24 protein-coding genes are annotated in these 25,757 nt (G+C 60.6%); 4 read left to right on the forward strand and 20 right to left on the reverse strand.

Features of this window, described 5'->3' with window-relative positions; genetic code table 11:
* Nucleotides 1-3: 3 nt before the first annotated feature.
* From GRI43_RS01395 to tsaD, 13 genes are all read right to left on the reverse strand, one after another.
* Entirely contained in the window at nt 4-1,014 is a 1,011-nt protein-coding gene (locus GRI43_RS01395; protein WP_160729325.1) for a fumarylacetoacetate hydrolase family protein, read from the reverse strand.
* Between the two features lie 33 nt (nt 1,015-1,047).
* The gene (maiA, locus tag GRI43_RS01400) at nt 1,048-1,683 is read right to left on the reverse strand and encodes a maleylacetoacetate isomerase (protein ID WP_160729326.1); all 636 of its coding nucleotides are present in this window, start codon (nt 1,681-1,683) and stop codon (nt 1,048-1,050) included.
* Nucleotides 1,683-2,867, reverse strand: a complete 1,185-nt coding sequence (locus tag GRI43_RS01405; protein WP_202391567.1) for an acyl-CoA dehydrogenase — start codon at nt 2,865-2,867, stop codon at nt 1,683-1,685. Before GRI43_RS01405 ends, maiA begins: the two co-directional genes overlap by 1 nt.
* Nucleotides 2,868-2,933: 66 nt before the next feature.
* Nucleotides 2,934-3,797 (reverse strand): HpcH/HpaI aldolase/citrate lyase family protein, encoded by an 864-nt coding sequence (locus GRI43_RS01410; RefSeq protein ID WP_160729327.1) that lies wholly within the window; start codon nt 3,795-3,797, stop codon nt 2,934-2,936.
* The gene (acs, locus tag GRI43_RS01415) at nt 3,794-5,743 is read right to left on the reverse strand and encodes an acetate--CoA ligase (protein ID WP_160729328.1); all 1,950 of its coding nucleotides are present in this window, start codon (nt 5,741-5,743) and stop codon (nt 3,794-3,796) included. The genes GRI43_RS01410 and acs overlap by 4 nt, the downstream gene beginning before the upstream one ends.
* A gap of 95 nt (nt 5,744-5,838) precedes the next feature.
* Entirely contained in the window at nt 5,839-6,198 is a 360-nt protein-coding gene (locus GRI43_RS01420; protein WP_160729329.1) for a response regulator, read from the reverse strand.
* Between the two features lie 68 nt (nt 6,199-6,266).
* Complete coding sequence (locus GRI43_RS01425) at nt 6,267-6,836, reverse strand: hypothetical protein (protein ID WP_160729330.1); 570 nt, start codon at nt 6,834-6,836, stop codon at nt 6,267-6,269.
* Nucleotides 6,833-6,964 (reverse strand): hypothetical protein, encoded by a 132-nt coding sequence (locus tag GRI43_RS14005; protein WP_268893565.1) that lies wholly within the window; start codon nt 6,962-6,964, stop codon nt 6,833-6,835. Before GRI43_RS14005 ends, GRI43_RS01425 begins: the two co-directional genes overlap by 4 nt.
* Nucleotide 6,965: 1 nt before the next feature.
* The gene (locus GRI43_RS01430; protein WP_160729331.1) at nt 6,966-7,706 is read right to left on the reverse strand and encodes an OmpA family protein; all 741 of its coding nucleotides are present in this window, start codon (nt 7,704-7,706) and stop codon (nt 6,966-6,968) included.
* 84 nt (nt 7,707-7,790) lie between these two features.
* Nucleotides 7,791-9,515 carry a vWA domain-containing protein gene (locus GRI43_RS01435; protein WP_160729332.1) on the reverse strand — a complete coding sequence of 575 codons (1,725 nt, stop codon included), beginning with the start codon at nt 9,513-9,515 and terminating at the stop codon, nt 7,791-7,793.
* A gap of 137 nt (nt 9,516-9,652) precedes the next feature.
* Nucleotides 9,653-11,110, reverse strand: a complete 1,458-nt coding sequence (locus GRI43_RS01440) for a lipopolysaccharide biosynthesis protein (protein ID WP_160730571.1) — start codon at nt 11,108-11,110, stop codon at nt 9,653-9,655.
* A 47-nt stretch (nt 11,111-11,157) separates the two neighbouring features.
* Nucleotides 11,158-12,150, reverse strand: coding sequence for an NAD(P)H-dependent glycerol-3-phosphate dehydrogenase (locus GRI43_RS01445; RefSeq protein WP_160729333.1), 993 nt, complete (start codon nt 12,148-12,150; stop codon nt 11,158-11,160).
* A complete protein-coding gene (gene tsaD, locus GRI43_RS01450; protein WP_160729334.1) occupies nt 12,147-13,181 on the reverse strand; it encodes a tRNA (adenosine(37)-N6)-threonylcarbamoyltransferase complex transferase subunit TsaD in 1,035 nt (344 codons plus the stop codon). Before tsaD ends, GRI43_RS01445 begins: the two co-directional genes overlap by 4 nt.
* Nucleotides 13,182-13,225: 44 nt before the next feature.
* On the opposite strand from tsaD, the gene hemC reads away from it, so the two are divergent.
* Genes hemC through GRI43_RS01465 form a run of 3 tightly spaced genes read left to right on the forward strand, consistent with a single transcriptional unit; the run spans nt 13,226 to nt 15,810 of the window.
* The gene (gene hemC, locus GRI43_RS01455) at nt 13,226-14,155 is read left to right on the forward strand and encodes a hydroxymethylbilane synthase (RefSeq protein WP_160729335.1); all 930 of its coding nucleotides are present in this window, start codon (nt 13,226-13,228) and stop codon (nt 14,153-14,155) included.
* The gene (locus tag GRI43_RS01460) at nt 14,155-14,856 is read left to right on the forward strand and encodes a uroporphyrinogen-III synthase (RefSeq protein ID WP_160729336.1); all 702 of its coding nucleotides are present in this window, start codon (nt 14,155-14,157) and stop codon (nt 14,854-14,856) included. Before hemC ends, GRI43_RS01460 begins: the two co-directional genes overlap by 1 nt.
* Nucleotides 14,857-14,895: 39 nt before the next feature.
* Nucleotides 14,896-15,810 carry an MICOS complex subunit MIC60 gene (locus GRI43_RS01465; RefSeq protein WP_160729337.1) on the forward strand — a complete coding sequence of 305 codons (915 nt, stop codon included), beginning with the start codon at nt 14,896-14,898 and terminating at the stop codon, nt 15,808-15,810.
* Nucleotides 15,811-15,818: 8 nt separating this feature from the next.
* On the opposite strand, the gene GRI43_RS01470 is transcribed toward GRI43_RS01465, so the two are convergent.
* Entirely contained in the window at nt 15,819-17,033 is a 1,215-nt protein-coding gene (locus tag GRI43_RS01470; protein WP_160729338.1) for an FAD-dependent monooxygenase, read from the reverse strand.
* A gap of 138 nt (nt 17,034-17,171) precedes the next feature.
* Between GRI43_RS01470 and GRI43_RS01475 the strand changes: the two genes are divergently transcribed.
* Nucleotides 17,172-20,387: an FG-GAP-like repeat-containing protein gene (locus tag GRI43_RS01475; RefSeq protein ID WP_160729339.1), complete on the forward strand. Its 3,216-nt coding sequence runs from the start codon at nt 17,172-17,174 to the stop codon at nt 20,385-20,387.
* Nucleotides 20,388-20,421: 34 nt separating this feature from the next.
* Here GRI43_RS01475 and GRI43_RS01480 read toward each other — a convergent pair whose 3' ends face one another.
* Genes GRI43_RS01480 through GRI43_RS14050 form a run of 6 tightly spaced genes read right to left on the reverse strand, consistent with a single transcriptional unit; the run spans nt 20,422 to nt 25,733 of the window.
* Nucleotides 20,422-21,303: a glycosyltransferase family 8 protein gene (locus tag GRI43_RS01480; RefSeq protein WP_160729340.1), complete on the reverse strand. Its 882-nt coding sequence runs from the start codon at nt 21,301-21,303 to the stop codon at nt 20,422-20,424.
* 1 nt (nt 21,304) lies between these two features.
* Nucleotides 21,305-22,966 (reverse strand): asparagine synthase-related protein, encoded by a 1,662-nt coding sequence (locus GRI43_RS01485; RefSeq protein ID WP_160729341.1) that lies wholly within the window; start codon nt 22,964-22,966, stop codon nt 21,305-21,307.
* A gap of 60 nt (nt 22,967-23,026) precedes the next feature.
* Complete coding sequence (locus GRI43_RS01490; protein ID WP_160729342.1) at nt 23,027-23,308, reverse strand: PqqD family protein; 282 nt, start codon at nt 23,306-23,308, stop codon at nt 23,027-23,029.
* A gap of 43 nt (nt 23,309-23,351) precedes the next feature.
* Nucleotides 23,352-24,236: a sulfotransferase domain-containing protein gene (locus tag GRI43_RS01495; protein ID WP_160729343.1), complete on the reverse strand. Its 885-nt coding sequence runs from the start codon at nt 24,234-24,236 to the stop codon at nt 23,352-23,354.
* On the reverse strand, nt 24,233-25,162 hold the full coding sequence (locus GRI43_RS01500; protein WP_160729344.1) for a hypothetical protein: 930 nt from the start codon (nt 25,160-25,162) through the stop codon (nt 24,233-24,235). The genes GRI43_RS01495 and GRI43_RS01500 overlap by 4 nt, the downstream gene beginning before the upstream one ends.
* Nucleotides 25,149-25,733 carry an aspartyl/asparaginyl beta-hydroxylase domain-containing protein gene (locus GRI43_RS14050; protein ID WP_160729345.1) on the reverse strand — a complete coding sequence of 195 codons (585 nt, stop codon included), beginning with the start codon at nt 25,731-25,733 and terminating at the stop codon, nt 25,149-25,151. The genes GRI43_RS01500 and GRI43_RS14050 overlap by 14 nt, the downstream gene beginning before the upstream one ends.
* Nucleotides 25,734-25,757: the final 24 nt, after the last annotated feature.

Genomic DNA, 25,757 nt, shown 5'->3' on the forward strand with positions numbered 1-25,757 from the left:
TCCTTAAGCCTGCACGACTTCCTGTTTGATCGCCCCGAAGATTGAATGACCGTCCTTGTCCTTCATCTGTATCTTGACGGTGTCACCCGGTGCCATGAAGCGTGTCTTGGCCTCGCCGTCCTTGATCGTTTCGATCATGCGGATTTCCGCGATGCAGCTGTAACCGGCACCGCCTTCGCTGACCGGTTTGCCAGGGCCGCCATCTTCGCCCTGATTGGAAATCGTGCCCGAACCGATGATCGCACCGGCACCCAGATTGCGCGTCTTCGCTGCGTGCGCGACCAGCTGGGCGAGATTGAATGTCGCGTCCTTGCCCACATCGGCGCGGCCGAACGGTTCGCGGTTGTAGTCTACTTCCAAAGGCAGGTGGATCAGGCTGTCTTTCCACGCATCACCCAGTTCATCAGGCGTTACCGCTACGGGAGAGAACGCCGTGGCAGGCTTCGACTGGAAAAAGCCGAAACCCTTGGCGAGTTCGCCGGGGATCAATCCGCGCAGCGATACATCGTTTACCAGCATCACCAGTTTGATGTGTCCGGCGGCATCTTCTGCGGATAGGCCCATCGGTACGTCATCGGTGATGCAGGCGACTTCGCCTTCCATATCGCAGCCCCAGGCGGTGTCTTTCAGCGGAATATTCTCGCGCGGGGCAAGGAAGTCGTCGGAGCCGCCCTGATACATCAGCGGATCGTGATAAAAGCTTTCGGGCACTTCTGCGCCGCGAGCTTTGCGGACCAGTTCGACGTGGTTGATGTATGCGCTGCCGTCAGCCCATTGATAAGCGCGGGGCAGCGGAGATAGCGCCTCGCTTTCGTGGAAGCGTTCGCACGGAACAGCCTGATGTTCGACATCGCGGTAAAGCACTTCCAGATCGGGTGCCACACGCTCCCAATTGTCGAGTGCATATTGCATCGTTGGCGCAATATTGTCTGCCGCGCAGTAGCGGGTGATGTCCTTGGAGACGACGACGAGCTTCCCGTCGCGGGTTCCGTCCTTGATTGTTGCGAGTTTCATTGGCGATCCCTCTTCCTGGGTCTTGGCCGGATTTTATTCCGGGTTGTCGGTTTGATTGTCTGGGTGCGCACGCTGGAAAGGCTCCAACGACAGGCACGCCGTTTCGATGCGGGTCATGTGCGGTTTGGCCGAGAAGTCGAAATCGAACCGGCGCGCATTGTACATTTGTGGCATCAGGACGACCTCGAACAGGCCGGGTTTGTCGAACAGGAAATCGCCAGTGCCCAGCTGGGCGAGGCGTTTCTCGACCGGGTCCAGTGTCTTGGCGAGCCAGTGGCGATACCACTCGCCGATTTCCTCCTGCGACTTGCCGTATTCATTCTTCAGATATTGCAGCACCGGCAGATTGAGCGGTGCGTGCAGTTCGGTCGCGATCGCATATGCCAGTTCGCGCGCGGTATAGCGCTCCTCGATATCCGCAGGCAGCAATGGATGCGCCGGATAGGCTTCATCCAGCCATTCAATCAGCGCCATGCTTTGCGCGCGGTCGCGGCCGCCCGCCTCCAGCATCGGCACGGAGGCAAACGGATTGCGGCTGGAAAATGCGTCGCCCTTCTGCTCGCTCTTGAGCAGGTTTACCGGCACGTTTTCGTATTCAAGCCCTTTCAGCTGCAGCGCAATGCGGAGCCGGAAGCTGGTGGAGCTGCGGTAATATCCGAACAGTTTCATCAGAAGGCTGCAAGGCCCGTAATGGCGCGGCCCAGGATCAGCGCATGGACATCGTGCGTGCCTTCATAGGTGTTTACCGTTTCCAGGTTCACCATGTGACGGATCACCTGATATTCGTCGCTGATGCCGTTGCCGCCGTGCATGTCACGCGCCATCCGCGCGATGTCGAGCGCCTTGCCGACATTGTTGCGCTTTACGATGCTGATCATTTCCGGCGCAAACTCGCCCTTGTCCATCAGGCGGCCAACCTGCAGCGATGCCTGAAGGCCGAGGCCAATATCGCTCATCATGTCGGCCAGCTTCTTTTGATAAAGCTGGGTGTTGGCCAGCGGGCGGCCAAATTGCTTGCGGTCGAGGCCGTACTGACGCGCGGCGTGCATACAGAATTCCGCCGCACCCATCGCGCCCCAGCTGATGCCGTAGCGTGCCCGGTTAAGGCAGCCGAACGGACCTTTCAGACCCTGAACGTCAGGCAGCAACGCGTCGGCGGGCAGCTTCACCTCGTCCATCATGATCATGCCGGTGGTGGATGCGCGCAGGCTCAGCTTGCCTTCGATCTTCGGCGCGTCGAGGCCCTTCATGCCTTTTTCCAGCACGAAACCGCGAATGCCGTCGCCATGCGCTTCGCTTTTTGCCCAGACGACAAAAACATCCGCGAACGGCGAATTGCTGATCCATGTTTTCGCGCCCGACAGCGAATAACCGTCACCGTCTTTCTTGGCATAGGTGCGCATCGAACCAGGGTCGGAACCTGCATCGGGTTCGGTCAGGCCGAAGCAGCCGATCAATTCGCCGCTGGCGAGGCCGGGCAGGTATTTGCGCCGCTGTTCCTCTGAACCATAGGCCTGAATCGGATACATCACGAGGCTGGACTGGACCGAAGCCATCGAACGGTATCCGGAATCGACCCGTTCAATTTCGCGCGCGATAAGGCCGTAAGAAACGTAGGAGGCACCTGACCCGCCATATTCTTCCGGCACGGTCGCGCCCAGCAGGCCAGCTTTCCCCATCAGCGGGAACAGTTCGGGTGCGCTGGTTTCGTTGCGATATGCCTCTTGCACGCGCGGCTGCAATTCATCCTGCGCGAAACCGTGCGCGGCATCGCGGATCATCCGTTCGTCTTCGGTCAGTTGGGATTCCAGATTGAACGGATCTTCCCAGTTGAAGGGCACCATGCCAGCCATATCTACTCCTGAAACAGTTTTGCCGTTCTCTTGCAGGTGCCAGACTGCGCCGCAAGTGGGATCACTTCAAGTGGTGTTGCGTTTGGCTGCATTGTGCAGCGCGAGAGTGCGCTCAGCTTCGCGCAGATGAAGAATTTCGGTCATTCGGCCATCCACTTTTATCACGCCCTTGCCGGTGTTCTCCGGCAGCGCGAACGCAGCGCAGATCGCCTGCGCTTTGGCTACGTCATCGCCTGAAGGTGAAAACACGGCGTTGGCAATCTCGAGCTGTTTGGGGTGGATCAGGGTCTTTCCATCGAACCCCATCGCGGCACCCTGGCGGCATTGCTGCGCCAGACCGGCCTCGTCAGCGATATCGTTGAACACGCCGTCCAGTACCGACATCCCGTTGGCGCGGGCGGCGACCACGGCCTGCGTCAGCAGCGGCAGGAAGGGCGCGCGATCTGTATCAAGGGTTGCCCGCATTTCCAGCGCGAGATCATTGGTCCCCATGACGAAGGTCGTCAGATTGGCTTTTGCGGCGTTGGATGCAATTGCGGGCAACTGGGTAAACGCGGTGCACGTTTCCAGCATCGCCCACAGTTCAGGCCCTCCGCCAATCTGGCTTCGATAGACCGCGGCTTCCTCTGGATGGCAAAGCTTGGGCACCAGCACCGCATCGGGGCCGCATCCGGCCAGTGCAGCGCAATCGGCCGCGCCCCATTCGGTATCCAGCGCATTGATTCGCACCACCAGAATGCGGTGGCCGAAACCCCCCTGGTTAACAGCAGCAACCGCGGCCTCGCGCGCCTCCGCCTTCGCCTCGGGCGCGACCGCGTCTTCCAGATCGAGGATCACCGCATCGCAGTCGGCAGCGCGGGCCTTTTCGACAGCGCTGGCACGGTTCGCCGGCAAATAGAGAGCGCTGCGAAGCGGGCGAATGTCGCTCATTTGGCGCGGTTCGCCAGCAGGTCGTCCACTACGGAAGGGTCTGCCAGCGTCGAGGTGTCACCCAGATTGCCAACGTCGTTCTCGGCAATCTTGCGCAAGATGCGGCGCATGATTTTGCCGGAACGCGTCTTGGGCAGGCCGGGTGCAAACTGGACCACGTCGGGCGTGGCAATCGGGCCGATTTCCTTGCGGACCCACTTTACCAGCTCGGCGCGCAGCTCGTCGCCGCCCTCGACATCGGCGTTGGTGGTCACATAGGCATAGATGCCCTGACCCTTGATATCGTGCGGCATACCGACGACGGCTGCCTCGGACACGCTCGGGTGTGCAACCAGTGCGCTTTCGACCTCTGCCGTGCCCATCCGGTGGCCTGATACATTGATCACGTCATCGATCCGTCCGGTGATCCAGTAATAGCCATCGTCATCGCGGCGGCAGCCATCGCCGGTGAAATAATATCCCGGGAAAGTGCTGAAATAGGTCTGAAAGAACCGATCGTGATCGCCGTAGACGGTCCGCATCTGGCCGGGCCAGCTATCGGTGATGACCAGCGGGCCTTCGGTCGCGCCGAATTGGATGGTGCCGTCATTGTCGACGATTTCCGGCTTGACCCCGAACATCGGTTTGCTCGCGCTGCCCGGCTTCAGATCGGTCGCGCCCGGCAGCGGGGTAATCATCGCCCCGCCGGTCTCAGTTTGCCACCACGTGTCCACGATCGGGCAGCGGCGTTCCCCGACCACGCGGTGATACCAGTCCCACGCCTCCGGATTGATCGGCTCGCCGACAGATCCCAGCAGGCGCAGCGATTTGCGGCTGGTGCGGGTGACGTAGTCGTCGCCCTCGCGCATCAGGGCGCGCAAAGCGGTTGGCGCGGCGTAGAATATCTCGACATTGTGTTTGTCGATGATTTCCCAGAAGCGGGAATGGTCAGGATAATTCGGAACCCCTTCGAACATGATCTGGGTCGCGCCGTTGATCAGCGGGGCATAGGCGACATAGCTGTGGCCGGTGACCCAGCCGACATCCGCCGCGCACCAGTAAACGGGCATCGAACCATCCGGGTTCGGCTGATAATCGAATACGTACTGGTGGGTCATGCTGGTCCAGACCGCATAGCCGCCGGTGGTGTGGAGCACGCCTTTCGGCTTCCCTGTGGAACCTGAGGTATAGAGGATGAACAGCGGGTCTTCCGCATCCATGACTTGCGCATCGCAGTGATCCGCCGCCTCTGCGGCAGCACCGTGCCAATCGGCATCACGACCTTCGACCATCGGTACATCGGCGCCGGTGTGTTTCAGTACAATCACATGATCGACCGCCACTTTCTCAAGAGCAGCATCGACATTGGCCTTGAGCGGGATCGGCTTGCCGCCGCGCAGGCCTTCGTCTGCGGTCAGGACGATATTGGACTGGCAATCCTCAATCCGGCCAGCCAGCGCGTCGGGCGAAAATCCGGCGAACACAACCGAATGCACCGCGCCGATGCGGGCGCAGGCAAGCATGGCGATAACCGCCTCCGGCACCATCGGAAGATAGATCGTAACACGATCGCCCTTCTTGACCTGATGAGCTTTGAGGACATTTGCGAACCGGCAAACCAAAGCGTGCAATTCGCGGTAGGTGATCGTGCGGCCTTCGCTGGCCGGATCGTCGGGTTCCCAGATGATTGCTGTCTGGTCGCCGCGCGTTTCAAGGTGGCGGTCCAGCGCATTCGCCGTGATGTTCAGCTTACCGCCTTCGAACCAGCGGATGTGGAAGTCGGCCTCATTGAACGACGTATCCTTGACCGTATGGAACGGTTCGATCCAGTCGATCCGTTTCGCCTCTTCCTGCCAGAATGCTTCGGGATCGCTGACCGAAAGATCATATTTCTGGCTATAGGCCAGCTTGTCGATCAATGCATTTTGCGCCCATGCGTCAGGGACAGGAAAATTGGCGTCGGTCATACGTGGCTCCCAAACTCTTTGGGGCCAGACCTAATCATCACAGCGCGTCAGCGCCAGTGCCTTGGGGCACTTGCCGCGAATTCAGTGAGCGGAATTCAGTGAGTCGACAGGGCTTCCTGCACCGTTTCCAGGATCTGGTTAGGCGGGCAGGGCTTTTCGCACGCGAACGCATCAGGATAGCGGGCCTCCATCTCCTTGCGGGAGAAGTGACCCGAGTGGAAGATGACGGGCACGTCCTCTTTCATCAGCTGTTCGGCGAGAGAAAATGCCTCTCCGTCGTCGAGATTCACGTCGAGAATGGCGAGATCGGGTTTGCGTTTTTGCATGGCGAGCATGGCCGAGGACATATCTGCGTGCGGTCCTTCAACCTGAAAGCCGGCCTCGCTTACCGTCTGGCACAGGTCGAGTGCGATGATGAATTCGTCTTCAGCGACAAGAACGCGCGGCATTGCCATAGTTGATCTCCCTCAGCGCATTGGCGCTTAAGAAATCAACCATGACCCTGCGAAATTGTTCCCTCCGGTCAGAGCTTGCCGAATTTCGCCTCGTAAGCGGCCATATCGTCTGCGGCCAGCATACGCGCCTGTTCGGTCCAGGAATCGCGCCGGATGCGGCCCTGAAATCGGCCCAGCTCGGCATCGATCCGGTCGATGTCCTGTTCGGTCCAGTTTGCGATCTGTTCGAAGCTGGTGATCTCCATCGCGATCAGCATGGCCTTCAGCTTTGGCCCAACCCCCTTGATGCGCGACAGATCATCTGCTGCGCCGGTGTTCTCGGTTGGTGCAGCAGCCGGTGCCTGCTCAGCTGCAACCACCGGGCTAGGCGCAGTCGCCACAGGCTCTGCCACTGCGACCTTGACGGGTTCCGGGGCGGCAGAAACGGGCGCTACTGCAGGGGGGGCGCCTGCAGCCGGAGGGGCGTCGATCAGCGCCTGATTGCGATTTGCGGGACCTTTGCCTTCGTCCAGCACATCGGTTTTGTCGGTGGCGACGGAGGTTTTGCGCAGCGCGACGAAAATCCACCATGCGGCGATTATTCCGATCACCAGGGCAATAAGAAACAGCGGCCAGTTGGCTTCAACCAATTCGATCATGGGGTGTTGTCTCCTTCATCTTCCATCGGCGCCGTGTCGGGCGAACGGCCCCAGACCAGCCAGCCCAGACCAAGGCCGATGACATAGGTCACCAGCAATAGAACCATCAATTCAAACCAGATCGGCATTTCAGCGGGCCCCCGGTGTGTCAACCGGCGTGGGTGCCAGTGGTGCGGTAGCGATCACCGAGAATTCGATTCTGCGGTTGGCAGGATCGGCAGGGTCGAGACCCTCTACCGGTTTGCTCGATCCGACGCCGGATGCGCGCAGACCGTCACGCGGAATTCCCCGGCGGATCAACGCGTTGCGGACGGCATTCGCGCGGTCACGCGACAGGGCAAGATTGCCCGGCTCAGGGCCGGAATTGTCGGTGTGTCCGGTGATTGCGATGATATTGCCGAGGCAGGGCCGCAAGGCGGCTTCGACTTCATCCAGAAGCTCGCGGCTGGCAGCATCCATCGAACTGGAAGATTCCTCGAACCGGATGGTGCGTGCGCGCAGCAGAGCCTCTACATCTTCCTGGCAGTGCAGCGGGGTCAGCGGCATCATGCCGCTTTCAGCCTTGGCAGTGCCATCGGCCCATCTGATTCCGCCAACACCGGGAATGTTTGCGATGGCGAGTGCGACTTCCGCGCGTTTGCTTTCGTCCAGCCCTTCGCCGCCGCTAAGTTCCGGGTGGCGCGTAGGCCAGCCATTGGAAAGGATAAAGCGCGAGCGGATCTGCGGTGCACCATTTTCTGCGGCTGCCGCCTCTGCCTTTGCCAGCAGGTCGGCGGCCATTTCATCCGCCATGGATGCGTTGCCGATGAACGCAAGCGCTGCGGTAACAAGCGCACCAGCGATTACAGCGATTTGCGGTTTGAACGGCATGGGCACCCCTTAGCCACGCAAGCGCGGTACGAAAAGGGGGCGCGCGATTCCAAATGACAACCGCGCGGTCCATCGCCGGGGTGCCTAGCCGCCGGATTGCGTATCCAGGCTTTCGGCGACATCAGCCAGCCGGGCAAACTCCTGCCTCCAGAAATCGCCCTGTTTGCCTGAAAGCTGCTGGATGTCGTCGAACCCGTACCGGCCCAGCAACGGGTCGGCGCGGAGTTTCTGGCCGAAGGCGGCAACAGCGGCCGCAAAGGCAAAATCGCCTTTCGGAGCCTGCGCCCTGCGCAGCGCCTGCGCAGGCACAATCGTGTCGATCAGGCGCGAAGTGTCACCGTCGGGCAATTTGTAGCGAAGCTTGAGATAGGCCATTTCATCAGCCTTTGCGGAGGCTTCGGGACTGATCGCGGCTTCATAGCGGCGCTGGCCGATCCACCCTTTCGTGCCGGTGGGGACGATTTCGTAGAGCGCGGTCACCTGATGCCCGGCGCCGATGTCTCCGGCATCCACTGCGTCATTGTCGAAATCTTCATCGCGCAAGGCACGGTTTTCATATCCGATCAGACGGTACTGGCTGACAACCGCCGGATTGAACTCCACCTGTATCTTCACGTCCTTGGCGATGGTGAACAGAGTCGACTGCATTTCGTCGCCGAGCACCTTTTTCGCTTCCAGCGCGCTGTCGATATAGGCGTAATTGCCATTACCGTGATTGGCGACCTGTTCCATCAGCGCTTCATTGTAATTGCCGGTGCCAAAGCCGAGCGTGGTCAGGGTGATGCCGCTGTCGCGTTTTTTCTCGATCAGTTCGATCAATTGCTTGCGGTCGCTGATCCCGACATTGAAATCGCCGTCGGTCGCCAGGATTACCCGGTTCACACCGCCTTCGATCCGGTTGTCTTCAGCGATCTGATAGGCGAGTTGCAGCCCAGCGCCGCCCGCTGTCGAACCGCCTGCCTGCAACTGGTCCAGCGCGCGCCGGATCTTGCGCGGATCGTTTGTCGGCTCCAGCACCAGACCGGCGGCACCGGCATAGACTACGATAGACACCCGGTCTTGCGGCGACAGTTCGCTTGCCAGCCCGGCAAGTGCGGTTTTCACTAGCGGCAATTTGTCCGGGCGGCCCATCGATCCCGATACGTCCATCAGGAAAACCAGGTTTGCTGCAGGGCGTTCTGCGCGGTCGATGTCGTATCCGCGCAGGCCGATGCGCAGCAGCCTGCTATCCGGATTCCACGGCGTCCTGGCGACATCGGTGCTGACACTGAACGGGATCGTGCGGTCCTGCGGGCGGTCATAATCATAACGGAAATAGTTGATCATTTCCTCTGTCCGCACGGCATCGCGCGGCGGCAAGGCCCCCTGCGTCAGGAAGCGCCGTGTGTTGGCGTAAGCGCCAGTGTCCACGTCTACCGAAAACGTCGAAACAGGTTCGCTCGCAGCAATTTTGACCGGCGAAACTTCTTCACCCTGATATTGTTCACGGCCCGGATCGGCAGGAACAATGACGGGCGGCACATATCGCAGCGTACGGCTTTGTTGGGCGGGGGAACCGGTCACGTTTGACCGTGCGGCCACCTCTGCCTCGGCAAGCGCAAACCGGCTTGCGGTAACGGAGACCGGAGCGTTCGCCATTTGCGCCGGGGGAGGTGGCGGAGGAGGAGGCGGTGGAGGTGGGGGAGGAGCAGCGGGCAAGCCGGTGCTGGCGGTGCCGCTACTGTCCATCTGCTCGTTTGCCGGCCCTGCGGTGCAGGCCGCGATAAATACGAACATCGATGCGGCGGCGGCGTTTGCGGCAATACGCATGCAGTTTCTCCCTGTCAGTCCCAACCTCAACATGTAATACTATCTCATGGAGTGAATGGCGTCTGAACAGGGGAAGTTCGGGTTTTTTGCTGCGTCGATCAGCAGGGACGAGGTGCTCTGCTCGCTCTCGTTTGCGTTTAGTTGCCGCCGATATTCTTGCGAAACAGCACACGGTCGTTAGGGCCGAACCCGCGGTGCCAGATCACCCAGCCATAGGTGGCAACGATTGCGGGAATACCGATCAGCAGCTCTGCCCATTCAGGCAGGAAGGTTGCGGCATAACCGACAACTACCGCAGGTGCAGCGGCCCAAACCAGTGCCCAGCGCCAGTTACTTACTGGTGCCTTGATCAGTTTTTTGAGCAGAAGCGCCTTGATCACGCTCGACACGCCGAGGGCGATCAGCAGCGCGATCGCTGCGCCAGCTGCCTTGAACGGTTCGCCAAGATCCAACCGGGTTGCCAGCATGATGAATGCCACGGTCAGCACGGCCTGGAGCGCCAGTATCCCGACTGAGATCGCCAGATTGCGCTTGCGGGCGATGTAGACAAGGACGCTTTCCGAAACGACCGCCATGGCAGCGGCAACTTCTGCTGCGAGCAGAAACGCGAGCGCGCCGGTCCCGCCGACATACTCCGGCCCCCAAAGGCCCATCACGGCCTCTCCCGGAACGCCCAGCATCAACGCAATACCGGCCTGGACCGCGATGATCCAGAAACCGACCTGGCGCACCTGCGAGGCGATGGCGGCGAAATTTTTCTCTTTCAGGTTCTTGGTGATGACCGGGCTGAGGATCGGCTCGAAGCTCTGTTTCAGTTTTTGCGGCAGCGTGGCAATCTGCTGCGCTACGTAATAGATCGCGACCGCCGCCGGCGATGCAAAGAAGCCGAGGATAAAGATATCCAGCAACCGGGTGCCGCGCTCGATCGCATCCGCACCGACCAGCGGGAACGCGCGGGCGCTCATCTTGGCCATATAGACCGGATGAGGTCGCCAGCCGCCGGGCAGGCCGTAGGTCCGCAAAAACGGTATTGCAGCTGTGATCAGTGCAGCAAAAATCGACGCGATATAGGCCAGCGCCAATCCTGCTTCCTGCGTCGCGGGGATATAGAAGAACACGCCCGCCATGATCGATATCGTCCACGGTTCAACCACGGCGCGCGCGCGAACGGTTGTTGCGATGTCATAGCGATATGCCTGCGCGGCCAGCAGTACCTCGGTGATCGCAAAAGCCGGGATCGTCAGGACCAGCCAGATGTCCAGCGGGCTGCTCATCCCGTTGGGGAACATCGGCGCGGGGAATGCCCACAGGAACAACCCCGCAGCAGCGCCATAGATCAGGGCCAGCAACAGGCCATCAAAGACGAGGTTTACTTCGGGCCCTTCGCCTTCGGTCAGGCGCTGGGCCAGCCCGCGCTTCTCGCCCAGCGAACAGATCAGCGCGAGTATTTCGATCAGCACGAATGCGGATGCGAACCGGCCTAACGCCTCAGGCCCGTAAAGCCGGGTTGCGATCAGCAAGAACGGGATGCGCGCGGCGAGACGCAGAACGAAGCCGAACGTGTTGGTGCGGCCACCCTTGGCGAGCGCCTGCATATCCGTATCGCCATTTGGCGCGGAATTGGTCTGCGCTGGCTGGTCGCTCACGCAGCGGGTCCGGTTTCAGCTTTCAGCGGACGGGCGAGCAGTTTTGCAACAACATCGCTGGCTGGCGCGCCGTCCAGCAGCGCGTTGACCGCCTGAACAATCGGCATTGCAATACCGCGTTCCTGCGCAAGTCTGTGCAGGACCGGCGCGGTGTGGGCGCCCTCGGCAACGGTTCTGCGATCAGCCATCAGGTCGGCGGCCGATTGCCCTTCGCCCAGCGCCTTGCCGAGCGAGAAGTTACGGCTGGATGTGGAGGAACAGGTCAGCACCAGATCGCCCAGTCCGCACAGGCCCGCCAGCGTATCACGCTGCGCACCCAGCGTTTCCCCGAACCGCAGCATTTCTGCATATCCGCGCGCGATCAGGGCGGCGCGGGCGTTCTGGCCCAGACCCAGCCCGTCGACAACGCCGCAGGCAATCGCCAGCACGTTCTTTACCGCGCCGCCAATCTCTGCGCCGATTACATCGTCTGAATAATACGGGCGGAACTGCGGCCGCGCGATCACCGGCTTGAGCCGCTGCCACTGTTCATCTGCGCCGCTGCAGGCCAGCGTAATCGCCGTGGGCAAACCGCTGGCAACTTCGTGCGCGAAGGTGGGGCCGGACAGGATCGCGATCTCGCTTTCCGGCATGGCGTCCTTGGCGACATCATTCATCAACCGGCCGCTGCTGGCCTCGATACCCTTGCTGCACAGGATCAAATCCCGGGGCGCCTTCGTCAGATTTCCGACGACTGCGCCGAGATGCTGGGCCGGAGTGACCACCAGAATGGCCTCGCATTCGGACAGGTCCGGCAGTTCGCTGGTTGCGGTGATTGTTTGCGCCAAGCGGGCTGACGGCAGGAAAAGGCTGTTTGTATGGCTGGCGTTGATTTCCTCGACCAGCTCGGTTTCCCGCGCCCATAACAGCACGCTGCGGCCATCCGATGCCAGCATCTGGGCCAGTGCCGTGCCCCAGGCTCCGCCGCCCAATACGCCGATCTTGTTCATGCTTTTGCTCCTGCGCCGCGAACCGGTGCCGCATCCGGGTCCAGCGGCCAACGCGGCCGGGCAGCGAAATCCAGCGGATCGGACTGGCCCGATGCCAGCCGTTCTGCGCCGGCCCAGGCGATCATCGCCGCATTATCAGTGCACAGCGCCAGCGGCGGCGCGACAAAGCGCATGGACCGGTCTGTTGCAAATCCTTCCAGAGCCGATCGGATTTTCTGGTTTGCCGCGACACCGCCTGCGACCACCAATGATGGGACATGGTCTAGCGGGTCGAGCGAAACGCGCAGACGGTCGAGCAAGCAATCAACCGCAGCCTGCTGAAAGCTCGCAGCAATATCCTCGTCTCTATGAAGGCCGCTTTCCTTAGCGCGCAGAACCGCGCTTTTCAGCCCGGCAAACGAAAAATGCGGCTCGCCGCTGCCGACCAGCGGGCGGGGTAGCGGGACAGCGTCCGCATCGCCGGATTTTGCCAGTTGTTCGACAGCGGGGCCGCCGGGATATCCGAGGCCCAGGATTTTGGCAGTCTTGTCGAATGCTTCGCCCAGCGCATCATCGATTGTGGTCGACAGCCGGCGATATTTGCCGACTCCTTCCACCATTAGGATCTGGCAATGTCCGCCTGAAACCAGCAGCAAGGCATAGGAAAACTCGAGTGTTTCGTCCGCAAGGCGTGGGGAAAGCGCGTGTCCTTCCAGATGGTTGATCGCGATCAGCGGAACATCGCTGGCCATGGCAAGCGCCTTTGCACTGACGAGGCCGACCATCACTCCGCCAATCAGGCCCGGGCCAGCTGTCGCTGCGATCGCGTCCAATTCTGTCAATTCCAGGCCCGCCTCCTGCATGACCTCAGCGATCATGGGGGCGAGTTTTTCGGCATGGGCGCGGGCGGCGATTTCCGGCACCACGCCGCCATAGGGCGCGTGCGCTTCCACCTGCGAGGCGATGCGCTGCGCGACGATCCGCCGGTCGGTGGTAACCAGCGCAGCCGCCGTCTCGTCACAACTGGATTCAATGCCGAGAACGATGCCCATGGCGCTTCCCCTGAACGAGATAGATGGTTAGGGCAAGAGTCCGAATGTCTAGCGAAACAAAACTGCGCCTCGGAACGAGGCAATCGCCCTTGGCCATGGCCCAGGCGGAAGAAACCCGCCGCCGCCTGTGCGAAGCCCATGGCTGGGCAGAAGATGCCGTGGAACTGGTCAAGGTTCGGGCCAGCGGAGACAAGATACAGGATCGCCCGCTCGCCGATATCGGCGGCAAGGCGCTGTGGACCCGCGAACTGGATATCTGGTTGGCAGAGGGGCGGATCGACGCTGCCGTCCATTCTATGAAAGATGTCGAAACCCTGCGCCCGGAATCGCTGACGATTGCTGCAATCCTGCCGCGCGCCGATGTGCGAGACGTGTTGATCGGCGCGTCATCGATCCAGTCGATCCCGCGCGGAGCCGTTGTTGGCACCAGCGCACCGCGCCGGGCGGCGCAACTGTTGCACCACAGGCCCGACTGCGAAGTGGTAACGTTCCGCGGCAATGTGGCAACCCGGCTGGCAAAACTGGCTGCCGGCGAGGCGCAGGCGACCTTTCTGGCCGCGGCTGGGCTGGAGAGGCTTGGCCGCACAGGTACCGGCACGGTGCTGCCAGCTGACGAATTCCTTCCCGCACCCGCCCAAGGCGCAATCGGGATCGAGTGCAACACCGATGACGCCCAAACGCGCGATCTCCTGTCGGCGATCAACCATCAGGGAAGTCGCGATACGGTAATGGCCGAGAGAGCCCTGCTCGAAGCCCTGGGCGGGACTTGCCACAGCCCGATTGCGGTTCTTAGCGAGATCAAGTCAGGCATGCTGACGATGAAAGCGTCGCTGTTCAGCGCGGAGGGCAACGAACGGGTGGACGGCGAAATCGAATGCGATCCGCATGATCTGGACGCTGCAAGGACTCTTGGCCGAGATATGCTGTCCCGCGCGGCGTCGGCGATCACCGTGCTTTTCAATGGTCAGTCCTGATGCCGGCGCAGGAATGCCGCATAATCGCGATCCGGCCCGAACCGGGCCTGTCGCAGACGGTTGAAAACGCCGCGGGGCTTGGCCTCGAGGTTGCCGGTTTTCCATTGTTCGAAGTTCGTCCGGCTCAATGGGAAGCCCCCTCAGCGCAGGATTTTGACGGCCTGCTGATCGGCAGCGCGAATGCCATCCGCCATGGCGGCGTACAACTCGCGCAATTGCTCGACCTGCCGGTGCTTGCGGTCGGGCAGGTCACGGCCGAACTGGCCCGAAAAGCCGGGTTTGTGGTAGAAGTGACAGGCAAGGGCGGTTTGCAGTCGGTGCTTGATGATCTTGATGACAAGCCGCGCCGGTTGCTGCGCCTGTCAGCAAGGGAACGGATCGACCTTATACCGCCGCAGCACGCGCGCATTGTGGAAAGAACGGTATATGAATCGGTCGCTCTGCCGATGCCTGCCGCGCTGCAGGACGCGATGAAGCAGCCAGCGGTGATAGTGCTGCACTCTGCGGTCGCAGCAGCGCATTTTGCCAGCGAATGCAAGCGCGTAGGCGCTGACATGGCCAGGCTCCGAATTGCGGCGATGGGGGCCCGTATCGCTGCTGCCGCAGGTGAGGGATGGGGCGATGTTGCGGTATCGCCGAGTGTGGATGATGGCGCATTGCTGGCCTTGGCCGGAAAGATGTGTAAACAATCCGCGAAATAGCACCGGAAAACGGTGTAAAGGGTCGCAGAACGGAATTTGATGGAACGACAGTTTTCCAAACCTACAGCCAAGGGCTCATGGAGCGCGATCATCGGCGTCGCGCTAAGCGCGTTTCTGCTCGGTGCGCTTCTGGTAGGCTACATGACTTGGGACGGTACACCCCGCTTCGACGGCGATACGCTGGAAGTGGAACCGCAGGCGATCGCGTCCGGCGCATCGGCGCCTGAAAGCGACGCGGAACCGACCCCCACCCCCACTGAAACGCAGATGGTTGCAGCGCAGGAGGCAACGCAGGCTGTAGAGCGGGTTGAGGAACAGCAGGGCGGGATTGAACAGCGTCTGGCCGCAGCAGAACAGCGTCTGGCGAGACTGGATCTTCAGTCTCAGGCCGCGGCCGGCAATGCCGCCCGCGCAGAAGGCTTGCTGATCGCGTTCGCAACGCGGCGTTCACTGGAGCGCGGGGCGGAGCTGGGCTATCTGGCCGATCAGTTGCGGCTTCGGTTCAGCGATGCGCTGCCCAATGCCGTGAGCACGGTGATCGAAACCTCACGCGATCCAATTACTCTGGACCAGTTGCTGGCCCGGCTTGAGGGGCTGGGTCCGAAGCTCTCCGATGCCACTGAAGAGCCGAGCTTTGAACGTTTCCAGCGAGAAATCAGTTCTTTGTTCGTAATTCGCCGCGAAACCACGCCGTCTCCGCAGCCGCAACGACGGCTCGACCGGGCGCGCCTGTTTCTGGAAAGCGGAAGGGTGGAGCGCGCGATCGAAGAAGTGCAGAACCTGCCCGGTGCAGACAATGCAGAGGCGTGGATCGCCGATGCAAAACGTTACGCCAGCGCGCAGCGAGCGCTCGACCTGATTGAGACTTCCGCCGTGCTGGAACCGCGCAGACTACGCGATCGCACGGGGCAGCCGATCGAGCAGCCAAGCCCGGCGGAAGATACCGGCAACTGAGGGTCCGGTCAGGCTTTCAGCAATTCTGGCAGATCACCTGACACGCCGCGCGCCTCGTCCATGAACCAGTCTTTCAACACCGGCACGCGCTGAACCCCCGCCATGCCCAGCCGCCGTACAGCGGAGGCGGTTTTTCCCGGAATGCCGAACAGGCGCGTCAGTCCATCGGTGGCAAGCGCGACCATGAAGCTGTCGAGCCCGCGCCACCGCTCATAACGTGCCAGCAATTGTGCATCGCCCGGATCCAGCCCGATCCGCATCCCGTCGGCCAGAACATCGACCAGCGCACCGACATCGCGCAAGCCAAGGTTCAACCCCTGGCCAGCGATGGGGTGGATGCCGTGCGCCGCATCGCCAATCAGAGCGAGGCGCTGGTCGGTGATTTTTGCCGTGTGGTGAAAACCGAGCGGATAGGAAGAACGCGGACCGACCGATGTGATTTCCCCGAACATGGTCCCCATCCGCTTTTCCACCTCGGCCAGAAATGCACGGTCGGATAGTTTCAGCGTTCCCGCTGCGTCTTTTTCATCCACCGTCCACACCAATGCACTGCGGTGGGTACCATCGGGCAGGTCCAGCATCGGCAGCAGAGCGAACGGTCCGGCTGGATAAAATATCTCCCACGCGACCTGTTCGTGACTGCGTTCATGCGTCAGGCCGGCAATGATTGCGCGGTGGCTATAATCCCATTTGGCAAAGGTGATGCCTGCCTCGTCACGCGTGGGTGACCCCCTGCCTTCCGCTGCAATCATCAGGCTGGCGGTCAGTTCCTCTCCGCTTTCGAGGATGGCTGATACGCCGTGTTCTCCGCGCTGGCGGCTGACGACATTGGCTTTCGCATGCCAATTGATCAGCGGTTCCTCGCTCGCAGCTTCGAACAGGGCCAGCCGCAATTCGCGGTTCGCGAACATCCGGCCAAGCGTACCCTCGTTGTCTTCCGGCGTAAAATCGATCTCCCCTGGCTTCATCTGGTCGGTGACCGCGATGGAGGCAATCGGCGACCCATGCGGTTCGAGCCGCGGAGCAAGGCCGATATTGGTAAACAGGTTCCAGCTGGCGGTAGATATCGCTGACGCGCGGCCATCGAACCCTTCTGCCGTCAGGTCTGCGGGGTCTGCGCGGTCGACGACATGGCTTGAAATACCCTTGCGGGCAGCCGCCAGGGCCAGAGTCATCCCCACCAGTCCGCCGCCGAGAATGAGGAGATCCTGCCTGTTATTCATCGAATATCTTTCTTCGTAACTGTCGGATTCGTCCTAGGATGATGCAGCCTGCCGAGGCAAGGGATTCAACCTTGTGATAGCGGGCTTCGGGTCGTAGACCTGCGGTGCATCACCTGCAACACGGTGAGATGGGGGCACATGAACAAAGAATTTTCCGACACCTTTCAGGTCGAGCCTGAACAGGGGGTAATCCAGAAATTGATCTCGGACCGGAGGCTGGTGCTGGCGGCACTGCTGACCGCTGCCATTGCGATATATTTCTGGACCCAGTCGCGCTATCCGGCGCTCGACCAGAAAGCGATCATGGGCGGGAATACCGACATGAGCGGTATCGCATTCGACCAGATACTGGAATTTGCGCCCAATAGCGGGATCGTCTGGGAAATCATCGTCAATTCGTCGAACTGGATGTACACAAACTGGAAGGGGATGACCTTCGGTGTGCTGTTCGCTGCCTGCGCCCTGACCCTGTTCGGCCTGATTGAACGCCGCGGGTTCGAAAATCCTTTTGCCAATGCTGCATTGGGTGCCGCGATCGGAACACCGCTGGGCGTGTGCGTCAATTGCGCGGCACCGATTGCGCGGGGGTTCCACAGCGCGGGAATGCGGCTGGAAACCACGCTGAGTGCGCTGGTCGCCTCGCCGACGCTTAATGTTATCGTGGTCAGCATGACCTTTGCCCTGCTGCCGCTGCACGTGGCTGCGATCAAACTGGGTGCCGCGATCCTGTTCGTTCTGGTGGGTGTGCCGCTGCTGACCCGTGTGCTGGGCGTATCGGGTTACCGCGAAAGCGCGCTGGAAGAAGCGCAGAACCAGCTGGATGACCGCCGCGGCTGGCTGAGCCGCAAGTTGGAAGACCTCCGTCCGTTGCCGGTGCCTGCATCCGACGTGGACAGCTGGGGCAAGGCATTTGCCTGGCTGGCCCGTACCTTCGGACGGAATCTCGCCTTCATTATCGCGGTGACGGTACCGATGATGATCCTCGCCGGGGTACTCGGCTCGATCCTGGTAACATTCTTCGACTGGAATGATTTCCGCCGCGTGGTGGCTGTCCCCAAAAGCGAGATCGGCATCTTGCTGGCGATGTGCGGCATTGCCATTTTGGCCATCGTATTGCCGGTGCCGATCGCATTCGACGTGATCCTAGCGATTATCCTGATCAATGCCGGCTGGCCCGTTCGCTATGTCATGCCGCTGCTGTTCGCATTGGGCTGTTTCAGCATCTATTCCTACATGATCGTGGGGAGGGCGGTTTCGTGGAAGATTGCCAGCGGAATGATGGCATCACTCGCGGCGCTGGCCGTTGTGTGCGGCGTTATCGCCAATTACGTCGACAAATATGTGATCGAACAGGCGCACGAGCAGAATCTGGCCTATGTCGAAGGTTTTGCGTTCGACAGGCCAGTGGCGGCGCCGGTTGCGGCCGCGCAGACGCCCGCGGCATTGCCCGTCACCTACTCCGCGCTAGCCAATCCGGTAACGCATAACGGCGCGGGCATTGTCTCTGCCGCAATTTCCGCACCAATGGAAAATGCAGGAAGCGCTGCCGAGGCCGGCTTCAGCCGCCTGATGGGCCCTGAAATCGGGCTGGATGTGGCACCGCAACCGGTCGGGATGGACGTGCTCGAACCTTACATCATGTATTGGGGCATGGCTGCTGGCGATATCGATCAGGATGGCTGGGTCGATCTGGTCATGGCCCGCAATGCTTCGGTCGGCGGACTGCAGATGTTCTCCAATCGCGGCGGGACATTTTCCGAAGTTCCGCTCGATCTGGGGCCGGTGTCGCAGCAATTTGCCGGCACGGTGGTGTTGTCCGACCTGAATGGTGACAGCCTGCCGGACCTTTTCGTTTCCAACTTCCTGCACGACACCAATATCTTCTGGAACCGTTCCGGCAGTTTCAGCTATGAAAACCGCACGAAGCTGCCCAATGGACTGGCCGGCATGGTGGGCGCACCTGCCTTCGCCGATCTCGACGGGGACGGCGACCTCGATATCGTCGCGGCCAACTGGACGCTGGGGACAGTCGGCAACAACGCCGATCCATACCTCCTTGCATCACAGGACCGGATTTTCTGGAACGAGGGCGGCGAAACATTCGAAGCGCAGGAACTGGACGGTATTCCGGGCGAATCCCTTGCCTCGCTGGTCGTCGACCTGAATGAAGACGGCATGCTCGATATCGTGATCGGCGATGATGTCTCCACTGCAGACAAGATCTATCTTGGGCGTGGCGGCCGCAAGTTTGAACTCGCGACTAAAAGCGAGAAACTGGTTCCGTATCTGACCACCACGACGATGAGCCTCGACATGGGCGATATCGACAACGATCTTCAGCAGGAATTCTACACCGCACAGATCGCGATGCCGGTGAAGCGGATTCAGGATATTCCCTCGCTCGCCTATTGCGAAGACCGCGCGATGAATTCGGCATCGGTTGGTGACTGTTTCATGAGATTGAAGGACCAGGCCGCCGCGATGGATCTGGCCCATTCGCGCTATTCGCGCTGCTCGCAAATCACGGCCCCGGTTTACCGTGCGATGTGCGCGGCGACCAGCGCGATCCAGAGCTCGGGCTATTATTACGACACCCAGTATTGCGACAGGCTGGCGGGAATGGGCGACATTTTCGTGCGGCACTGTGAACGCGCGGCCACGGAGCGTTTCCCCAACGCTGCGCGCGAGATGGAAAAGCTGGATTACGTCGGCGGGATCAGGAACCGCAATGTCCTGCTCAAACGTGACGACACCGGCAGTTTCGAAGACACGGCCGAGGCGCTTCAAGTGGACCGTCCGGGCTGGAGCTGGAATTCCCGCTTCGTCGACCTGGATCAGGACGGGTGGCAGGACATCTTCGTCGGGTCGGGCATGATCTATCACCGCAACAACGTCGCCAATGCGTATTACCGCAATGTCGGCGGCAAGACTTTCGAGAGGCAGGAAGAAGCCTTCGGCCTGGCCGACGGTATGCCGACCACAACTTACGTGCTGATCGATTACGACCGTGATGGCGACATGGATGTGATCCGGTCTTCGGTCATGAGCCAGCCGATCGTGCACCGCAATGACGCGCCGGCAGGCGGGGCGCTGTGGGTGCGGCTGGAAGATGGCATCGGCAACACGGCGGGCGTTGGGGCAAAGGTTACGATCCGCATGAAAGATGGCAGCGCGCAGATGCGCGAAATTCGCCAGAGCGGCGGCTTTGCAACCGGCATCTATCCTCAGGCGCATTTCGGATTGGGTGCGGCAAAAGACGTCGCCGAAGTCGAAGTACTCTGGGCCGACGGTTCGGAGACAAAGCTGGCGGGACCATTTGCAGCCAACCGCGAACTGATCGTTCGCAGGCGATAGGATCATCTCCGCACGGCTGGTAACGTTGGGGGCGCTACCTCAGATGACGCGCGGCCAGGTGGTGGCGATAGCTATCGAACCATTGCCCGGCAGCCCAGACGAACTCTGCGCTGTGCCGGGCGGCGGCCATATGCGCGGCAAACGCCCACGGTTTGGCCGGACCGTTGAAATGCAGAACCTTCGCCTCTCTTGCGCTGACCCCTGCGGCGCCTTTCAAGGCAGCTGCATGGCCGATCAGATAATTGAACTGCGCCGGGGCAATCGAAACAGACGATCCCAGCACCCGGTTGAGCACCGCCTGATCGGTGTGGTCTGATGCAATCGCCGCCCAGTTTTCCGGATCAAGCTCGCCCATCAGCGCGCTCCGGATGTCCGCAGATCGCGACGTCTTGCCGATTACCATCAGACCGGCGTTGAAGCTGGCAAACCCGGCGAACGGCGTGCTGCCTGCCGTTTCTGCCAGCGTCACGGGATCGCGTCCGCTTCCCGTGATCTGCGCCCTGTCGCCGCATGCAACCAGCGAGCCGGGTATTTCGAACATTGCCGAAATGTCGGACCTGAACAGCATGTCGCTGTCACAGAAAAGAACTGGCCCCGCCGCGTCTGTAAAGAAAGCTTCGAGCGAGTAAAATCGCCGCCGCCGGTCGGCCAGTTGATTTTGTGCTGCCACCAATTCGCCGATTGCATCGGACAGGTCCGGGCTGATGTCGGGAAAATGAATCTGCTCGAAAAATCCCGAAAATTCCTCCTTCTGCGAGTCTGAAAGATCATCCTGCAGGATATTGATCTGGCCGCTGAACCACGGATTTGTTTCCAGAAACGATTGCAGCATCACGTGCGTCCCCGGCAGGTAATCGCGCGAGGTGACGGTATAGATGTGGGCGGGCAGGGCTGGCCGGGATTTTTCCATGGTCATCTCAGAACTTCAGAAACTGCAAGGCGCGTGTTTTCCAGCCTGAACTGTAGCCCGTTTCGCCGCGCCGGCTGCGAATGTCCTCTCGCAGCCGGTCTATATCCACGTAACCCTCTCTGCCTGAAAAATCCTCGCATTCGTCCAATAGCTTGCCGCAATGCCGGATTGCTGCGTCAAGAGTTTCCTTGAGCGCTTCGACCCGCGCCAGTTCGGTCTTGCTGTTGTTGTCACGGACGAGGGCGGGCAGATCCGGGTCAAGGACCTGGCGCATGATCCACCGGCGGCTGCCGGGACGAAGGAAGAAATGCCCGGGCAGCGACAAGGCGAATTCCATCACCCGCCTGTCGAGCAGCGGATAAGCGTAATCGATCCCGCGCTTCCGCCCAGAAATTGACCAATCCTCCATCCGAGCTGTCAGAGAGCCAAGTTCCATCAGGCCAATCATCGCCGATCGGGCATTGGTAAAATCAAGCGGTTGGTTTTGTTTGGCCGGCAGGCACTGCACAGCGCCGGCTGTCAGGTAATTTTCCCCGGTTACGCGGTTTTTTCCGCTGTCCTTTCGCGGGATCGACCGCTCCCCCGCAGCGCGCTTGATCCCGCGTAGCAAGCTGATCGGACCAACACCCCCCGAAATCCGCGCAAGTTCGCCAAAGCGCCTTTTTCCAAGCAGTTCCGACTGATAACCGCGGCCATTGAAAGACAGGCTTTCATCGCCGCCCCAGCCGGACAGGATCGTATCGACGCCGTGCGTCTGGGCGAGGCGCTGGACGGCATCCTCGTGATACAGGTTCGATGCGTTCGGACCGTCGCACCAGTCGGCGCGGAGCAGCTCTGTAATTCCAGCGACACTTTGCCGGGGGGCATTGATGGACAATGCCAGCGCGCGGCTTGCCGCGTCGATCCAGCGCGTTTCATCATCAACGGCGCCTGCGGAGTTTTGATACCAGGCATAGGCGCGTGGGTCAGGACCGGCATTGGCGCGTTGATGCTTCACCGCAAGCGCCGCAACGGCAGAGGAGTCGAGGCCCCCGCTAAGATGCACGGCGGGCTGGCGGTAACCATGCAGGCGGTCCGCAGCGGCTTGGTTCAAAAGGTCGGCAGCAATCGCCACCGCCTCTTCGTCGGATCCGCCGAATTCACCGGTCACTGCCGCCGGGTCCCAATACCGGCACAGGTCCGCCCCGTTTTCGGTGACAGTCAGCGTGCAGCCCGGGGCCAGCTTGCGTATCGGCTTGTAAAATGTTCGGTCCAGCGAGAAATACTGCTTGCGAGCGATCTTTATGGCCGCAAATTCCGGATCGATTTCTCCAAGCTCCGGGCTCGACTGCACGATTGGTCCGGGTGCTGCGCCGACATGAAAAACCCCGCCTGACAGCGCATAGCAAAACGGGCGGGCGCCAATGTGGTCGCGCGCGCAGAACAATGATCCAGTCCCGGCATCGGCGATCACAAATGCATAATCGCCGATCAGGTGCTGCGGGCAGTCTGCGCCCCATTTGCCAAAAGCGGCGAGGATGAAATCCGCCGCAGCAGCGTCTGCCGGAAGGCCGAGCGATGCGGCCAGTTTCTGCCGGTCATCGATGCGCGCATCGCAGTAAAGCAGGTATGGCCGATCGTTCGCCGGACCACCGCAAAGCTCCGCCAGGCTGAAAGCCCGGGCAGTCACGCACCGGCCCCGCGCGTTTGGCGGCAATAATCAGGCGAGACTATCTGCAGCAAGGCCGCGCTATGATTTCGTCTGGATCAGGCCCAGTGCATCCAGTTCACCGACGAATTCCATCGTGTCTTTCGAACACGTTTCGGCATCAACATCATACTCTGCCACCAGGCCGGCGCAGATATCTTTCACTGCAACACTTCCTTCGATCGCCTTCCAGATACGGGCGCCGGTCTCATCGAAATGGAAATATTTTCCGCTTTCGATATCCATCAACGACATACCGTCAGCAACATCGCTGAACAGCACATCTTCATTCCTCTCAACCAGTGTATCGATAGAAATCGTCATAAAGTTTTTGCCCCCTGATCCGGCATATCGGCATCCCGGCTTGCTATTGAAGTTGTTCTTTTTCCAGATCAACGGCGTAATGCAACTGTTTCATCATCGCTGCATGATCGCGCGTCACTTTCGCTATCTGATCGCGGGATAACTTGCGCTGGCCATCGCCGACCCGGCCGCTGCGAAAGAATTCGCGTAGCGGGGAAGGCTTCTCTGTAAAGCCGGTTCCAGCCTCATCTTTTTGCAGCCTGTCCAACCGGCACCGGTCCACCGCGGCGGCAACGCGCGCCGGGTCTACTTCGATGCCGCAAAATCGCAGCACTTTTGAAAATGCCGCGCAGGCATCAGCTTGCAGGTCTTCGTACCGAAGCAGCATCAGCGGGATTTCGCGTTGCTCCACCCAACTGGAAACATTTTCCGACCAGCTTGATACGATCTGCGGCACCATCATACTCGATCGGCCGGACCACAAATCCATCGCCGCGTCTGGGTCTGCCATTCGCTGAATGATGTGGTCGAAATCGCGGCCCTCGTGATGGGCATAAGATGGGACAACGTCGACCGGATCACGCACGATGTGAACAACCCCCGCGCTCGCTTCCGCTGGAAACAGCGACACACCCGATGCGGATTTTCGATGGGCGCTGTGCGTCTTGATGAAACAGGGCGCCGCTGCCTCGGCGGCGAGTGAGCGGAAGAAATCAGCCTGATAAGGGATTAGTTCGTTGGCGCTGTAATTTGCCGACGTGATGCCGGCATGATCGTCAAGCGCCTCGCGCAGAAACGCTTCCTGCCCCCCGACCATCGCATTTAGATCAAAATTTTCGGGACCGGCCAGATAGGCGGTCAGCAGGCTGCGCAGCCAGGTGCTGCCCGATTTCAGGTAAGACGCGAGCCAGATGATCGTCCGGCCCTCACCGAACACTGCCCTGGTCATGCCGGAGACATCGCCTGCCGGTGCCGGCTGGCCTCCAATTCATCCATTGCCGCAAGCACCCGGCGGGCAAGTTCGCGCGGTTCGATCCCGGTTGCAGGCCGCGCGGCCTTCAGCATCGTGACGGCATTTACCGTGCTTGCGACGTGCCCGAAAGCCAAGCGGCGCAGGTTCATTCCATCGATGAAGTTCTTGCGGAAAATGAACCGGCTCAGGGTTTCGACCTGATCGGCAGGGGCAATCGGATCGATCTTCAATTGTTCGCCATTGGTGGGTGCAAGGCGGACAATCCCGCGGATTGGTTCGGGCCGGTCATGGAAGCTGCTGGCGGGGAGATAGAATTTTTCCATGTCGCTGCGCACCCGGGGCAGTCCGGTGGACACGTGACCGAGCCTTTCCAGCGAATCCTGCCACAGCCGGATCGCGGGGAATGCCGGGACCGCGATGGGCCGGCCATTCGCGTCGATCGTGAGGCCGGTAACATCATCGGCAAGCATTGGCAGGCCCAGTTCCAGCAAACCGCCAAGCGTGGTCGACTTTCCCGCGCCGGAAGGACCCATGACCAGCACCGCGCCGCGATCTGTCAGCACGCAGCATGAATGGATCGGCAAAATCCGCCGCTGCATCAATATGGCGGCAAGACAGGTTCCGAGCAGGACGGAAACAATCTGGCTGTCATCATTGCCGGGTAGCCGGTCGTAAACCACATTGTCACCGCCGGTTACCAGCACGCGGCAAACGTCATAGAAATGGGCAAGAAACCGCCCCTCTGACGCTTCCCAATTGCGGAATTTCGTTTCGCCCCCGTCGCCGGGAGTTACCGGACCGGCGCGGAAATCGATATCGTACGCCTCACCCTCGACTTGAGGCAGGGCAGGCAATTCGATGTCCGACCTGATAGTCAGGCCGTAAGCTCTATAGAACGGCATGACGGTCCTTTGCCTGAAGGCTGGCATAAGCGCCTTCGTAAACCTCGAAAATGAAATGAATGCGGTCTTCGTTTCCGCCATTGGCGGCGCCGTGCGAAACGATGTTGTTTACTTCGTACGCGTGCCCGGCCTCCAGATGGAAATCTTCGCCGTTCACGTGAAAGGTTGCATCCGGGTTGGTGACCAGCGGCACGTGAATCTTGTGGACCCGTTCATTCGAACCTGCCCCGTCGCGGTGTGGGTCAATCCTGTGCCCGGCCAGCAATTTTGCCAGCATGGCCTTGGGGAATACGGGCTTCGTGAAACCGAACGGAGCAATCGCTGCATCCATCACCGGTTGCAACACGCGCTGCCAAGCATCCCACGACGGGTTGGCATAGGAATCTTCCGGATCACGGTTGCCGGCGATAAACCGAAACACGACGTGCTGTGTGTGATGGAACACGTCGAAGTCGTTTTCCTTGCGCGCATCTTCCGCCGACCAAGTCTGCTGGGAAACCTTTTGCGCAAGCCGGGTAAGCTGCGCGCAATCAACGGCCGCCAGGCAGCGCACATTGGCTGGTTTCTTCACTCTGGGTGGCACGCGAATTTCCCT

Source organism: Pontixanthobacter luteolus (genome assembly GCF_009828095.1).
Classification (GTDB): Bacteria; Pseudomonadota; Alphaproteobacteria; order Sphingomonadales; family Sphingomonadaceae; genus Pontixanthobacter; species Pontixanthobacter luteolus.

Bases quoted from the DNA above. Each gene is read 5' to 3' on its own strand.
- GRI43_RS01480 (WP_160729340.1), bottom strand. From the start codon at position 21,303: ATGACCATGGAAAAATCCCGGCCAGCCCTGCCCGCCCACATCTATACC.
- GRI43_RS01425 (WP_160729330.1), bottom strand. From the start codon at position 6,836: ATGATCGAATTGGTTGAAGCCAACTGGCCGCTGTTTCTTATTGCCCTG.
- GRI43_RS14005 (WP_268893565.1), bottom strand. From the start codon at position 6,964: ATGCCGATCTGGTTTGAATTGATGGTTCTATTGCTGGTGACCTATGTC.
- GRI43_RS01465 (WP_160729337.1), top strand. From the start codon at position 14,896: ATGGAACGACAGTTTTCCAAACCTACAGCCAAGGGCTCATGGAGCGCG.
- GRI43_RS01445 (WP_160729333.1), bottom strand. From the start codon at position 12,150: ATGAACAAGATCGGCGTATTGGGCGGCGGAGCCTGGGGCACGGCACTG.
- GRI43_RS01405 (WP_202391567.1), bottom strand. From the start codon at position 2,867: ATGGCTGGCATGGTGCCCTTCAACTGGGAAGATCCGTTCAATCTGGAA.
- tsaD (WP_160729334.1), bottom strand. From the start codon at position 13,181: ATGGGCATCGTTCTCGGCATTGAATCCAGTTGTGACGAGACGGCGGCT.
- GRI43_RS01475 (WP_160729339.1), top strand. From the start codon at position 17,172: ATGAACAAAGAATTTTCCGACACCTTTCAGGTCGAGCCTGAACAGGGG.
- GRI43_RS01430 (WP_160729331.1), bottom strand. From the start codon at position 7,706: ATGCCGTTCAAACCGCAAATCGCTGTAATCGCTGGTGCGCTTGTTACC.
- acs (WP_160729328.1), bottom strand. From the start codon at position 5,743: ATGACCGACGCCAATTTTCCTGTCCCTGACGCATGGGCGCAAAATGCA.
- GRI43_RS01440 (WP_160730571.1), bottom strand. From the start codon at position 11,110: ATGCAGGCGCTCGCCAAGGGTGGCCGCACCAACACGTTCGGCTTCGTT.
- GRI43_RS01435 (WP_160729332.1), bottom strand. From the start codon at position 9,515: ATGCGTATTGCCGCAAACGCCGCCGCCGCATCGATGTTCGTATTTATC.
- hemC (WP_160729335.1), top strand. From the start codon at position 13,226: ATGTCTAGCGAAACAAAACTGCGCCTCGGAACGAGGCAATCGCCCTTG.
- maiA (WP_160729326.1), bottom strand. From the start codon at position 1,683: ATGAAACTGTTCGGATATTACCGCAGCTCCACCAGCTTCCGGCTCCGC.
- GRI43_RS01410 (WP_160729327.1), bottom strand. From the start codon at position 3,797: ATGAGCGACATTCGCCCGCTTCGCAGCGCTCTCTATTTGCCGGCGAAC.
- GRI43_RS01500 (WP_160729344.1), bottom strand. From the start codon at position 25,162: ATGCCGTTCTATAGAGCTTACGGCCTGACTATCAGGTCGGACATCGAA.
- GRI43_RS01490 (WP_160729342.1), bottom strand. From the start codon at position 23,308: ATGACGATTTCTATCGATACACTGGTTGAGAGGAATGAAGATGTGCTG.
- GRI43_RS01420 (WP_160729329.1), bottom strand. From the start codon at position 6,198: ATGGCAATGCCGCGCGTTCTTGTCGCTGAAGACGAATTCATCATCGCA.
- GRI43_RS01470 (WP_160729338.1), bottom strand. From the start codon at position 17,033: ATGAATAACAGGCAGGATCTCCTCATTCTCGGCGGCGGACTGGTGGGG.
- GRI43_RS01460 (WP_160729336.1), top strand. From the start codon at position 14,155: ATGCCGGCGCAGGAATGCCGCATAATCGCGATCCGGCCCGAACCGGGC.
- GRI43_RS01495 (WP_160729343.1), bottom strand. From the start codon at position 24,236: ATGACCAGGGCAGTGTTCGGTGAGGGCCGGACGATCATCTGGCTCGCG.
- GRI43_RS01395 (WP_160729325.1), bottom strand. From the start codon at position 1,014: ATGAAACTCGCAACAATCAAGGACGGAACCCGCGACGGGAAGCTCGTC.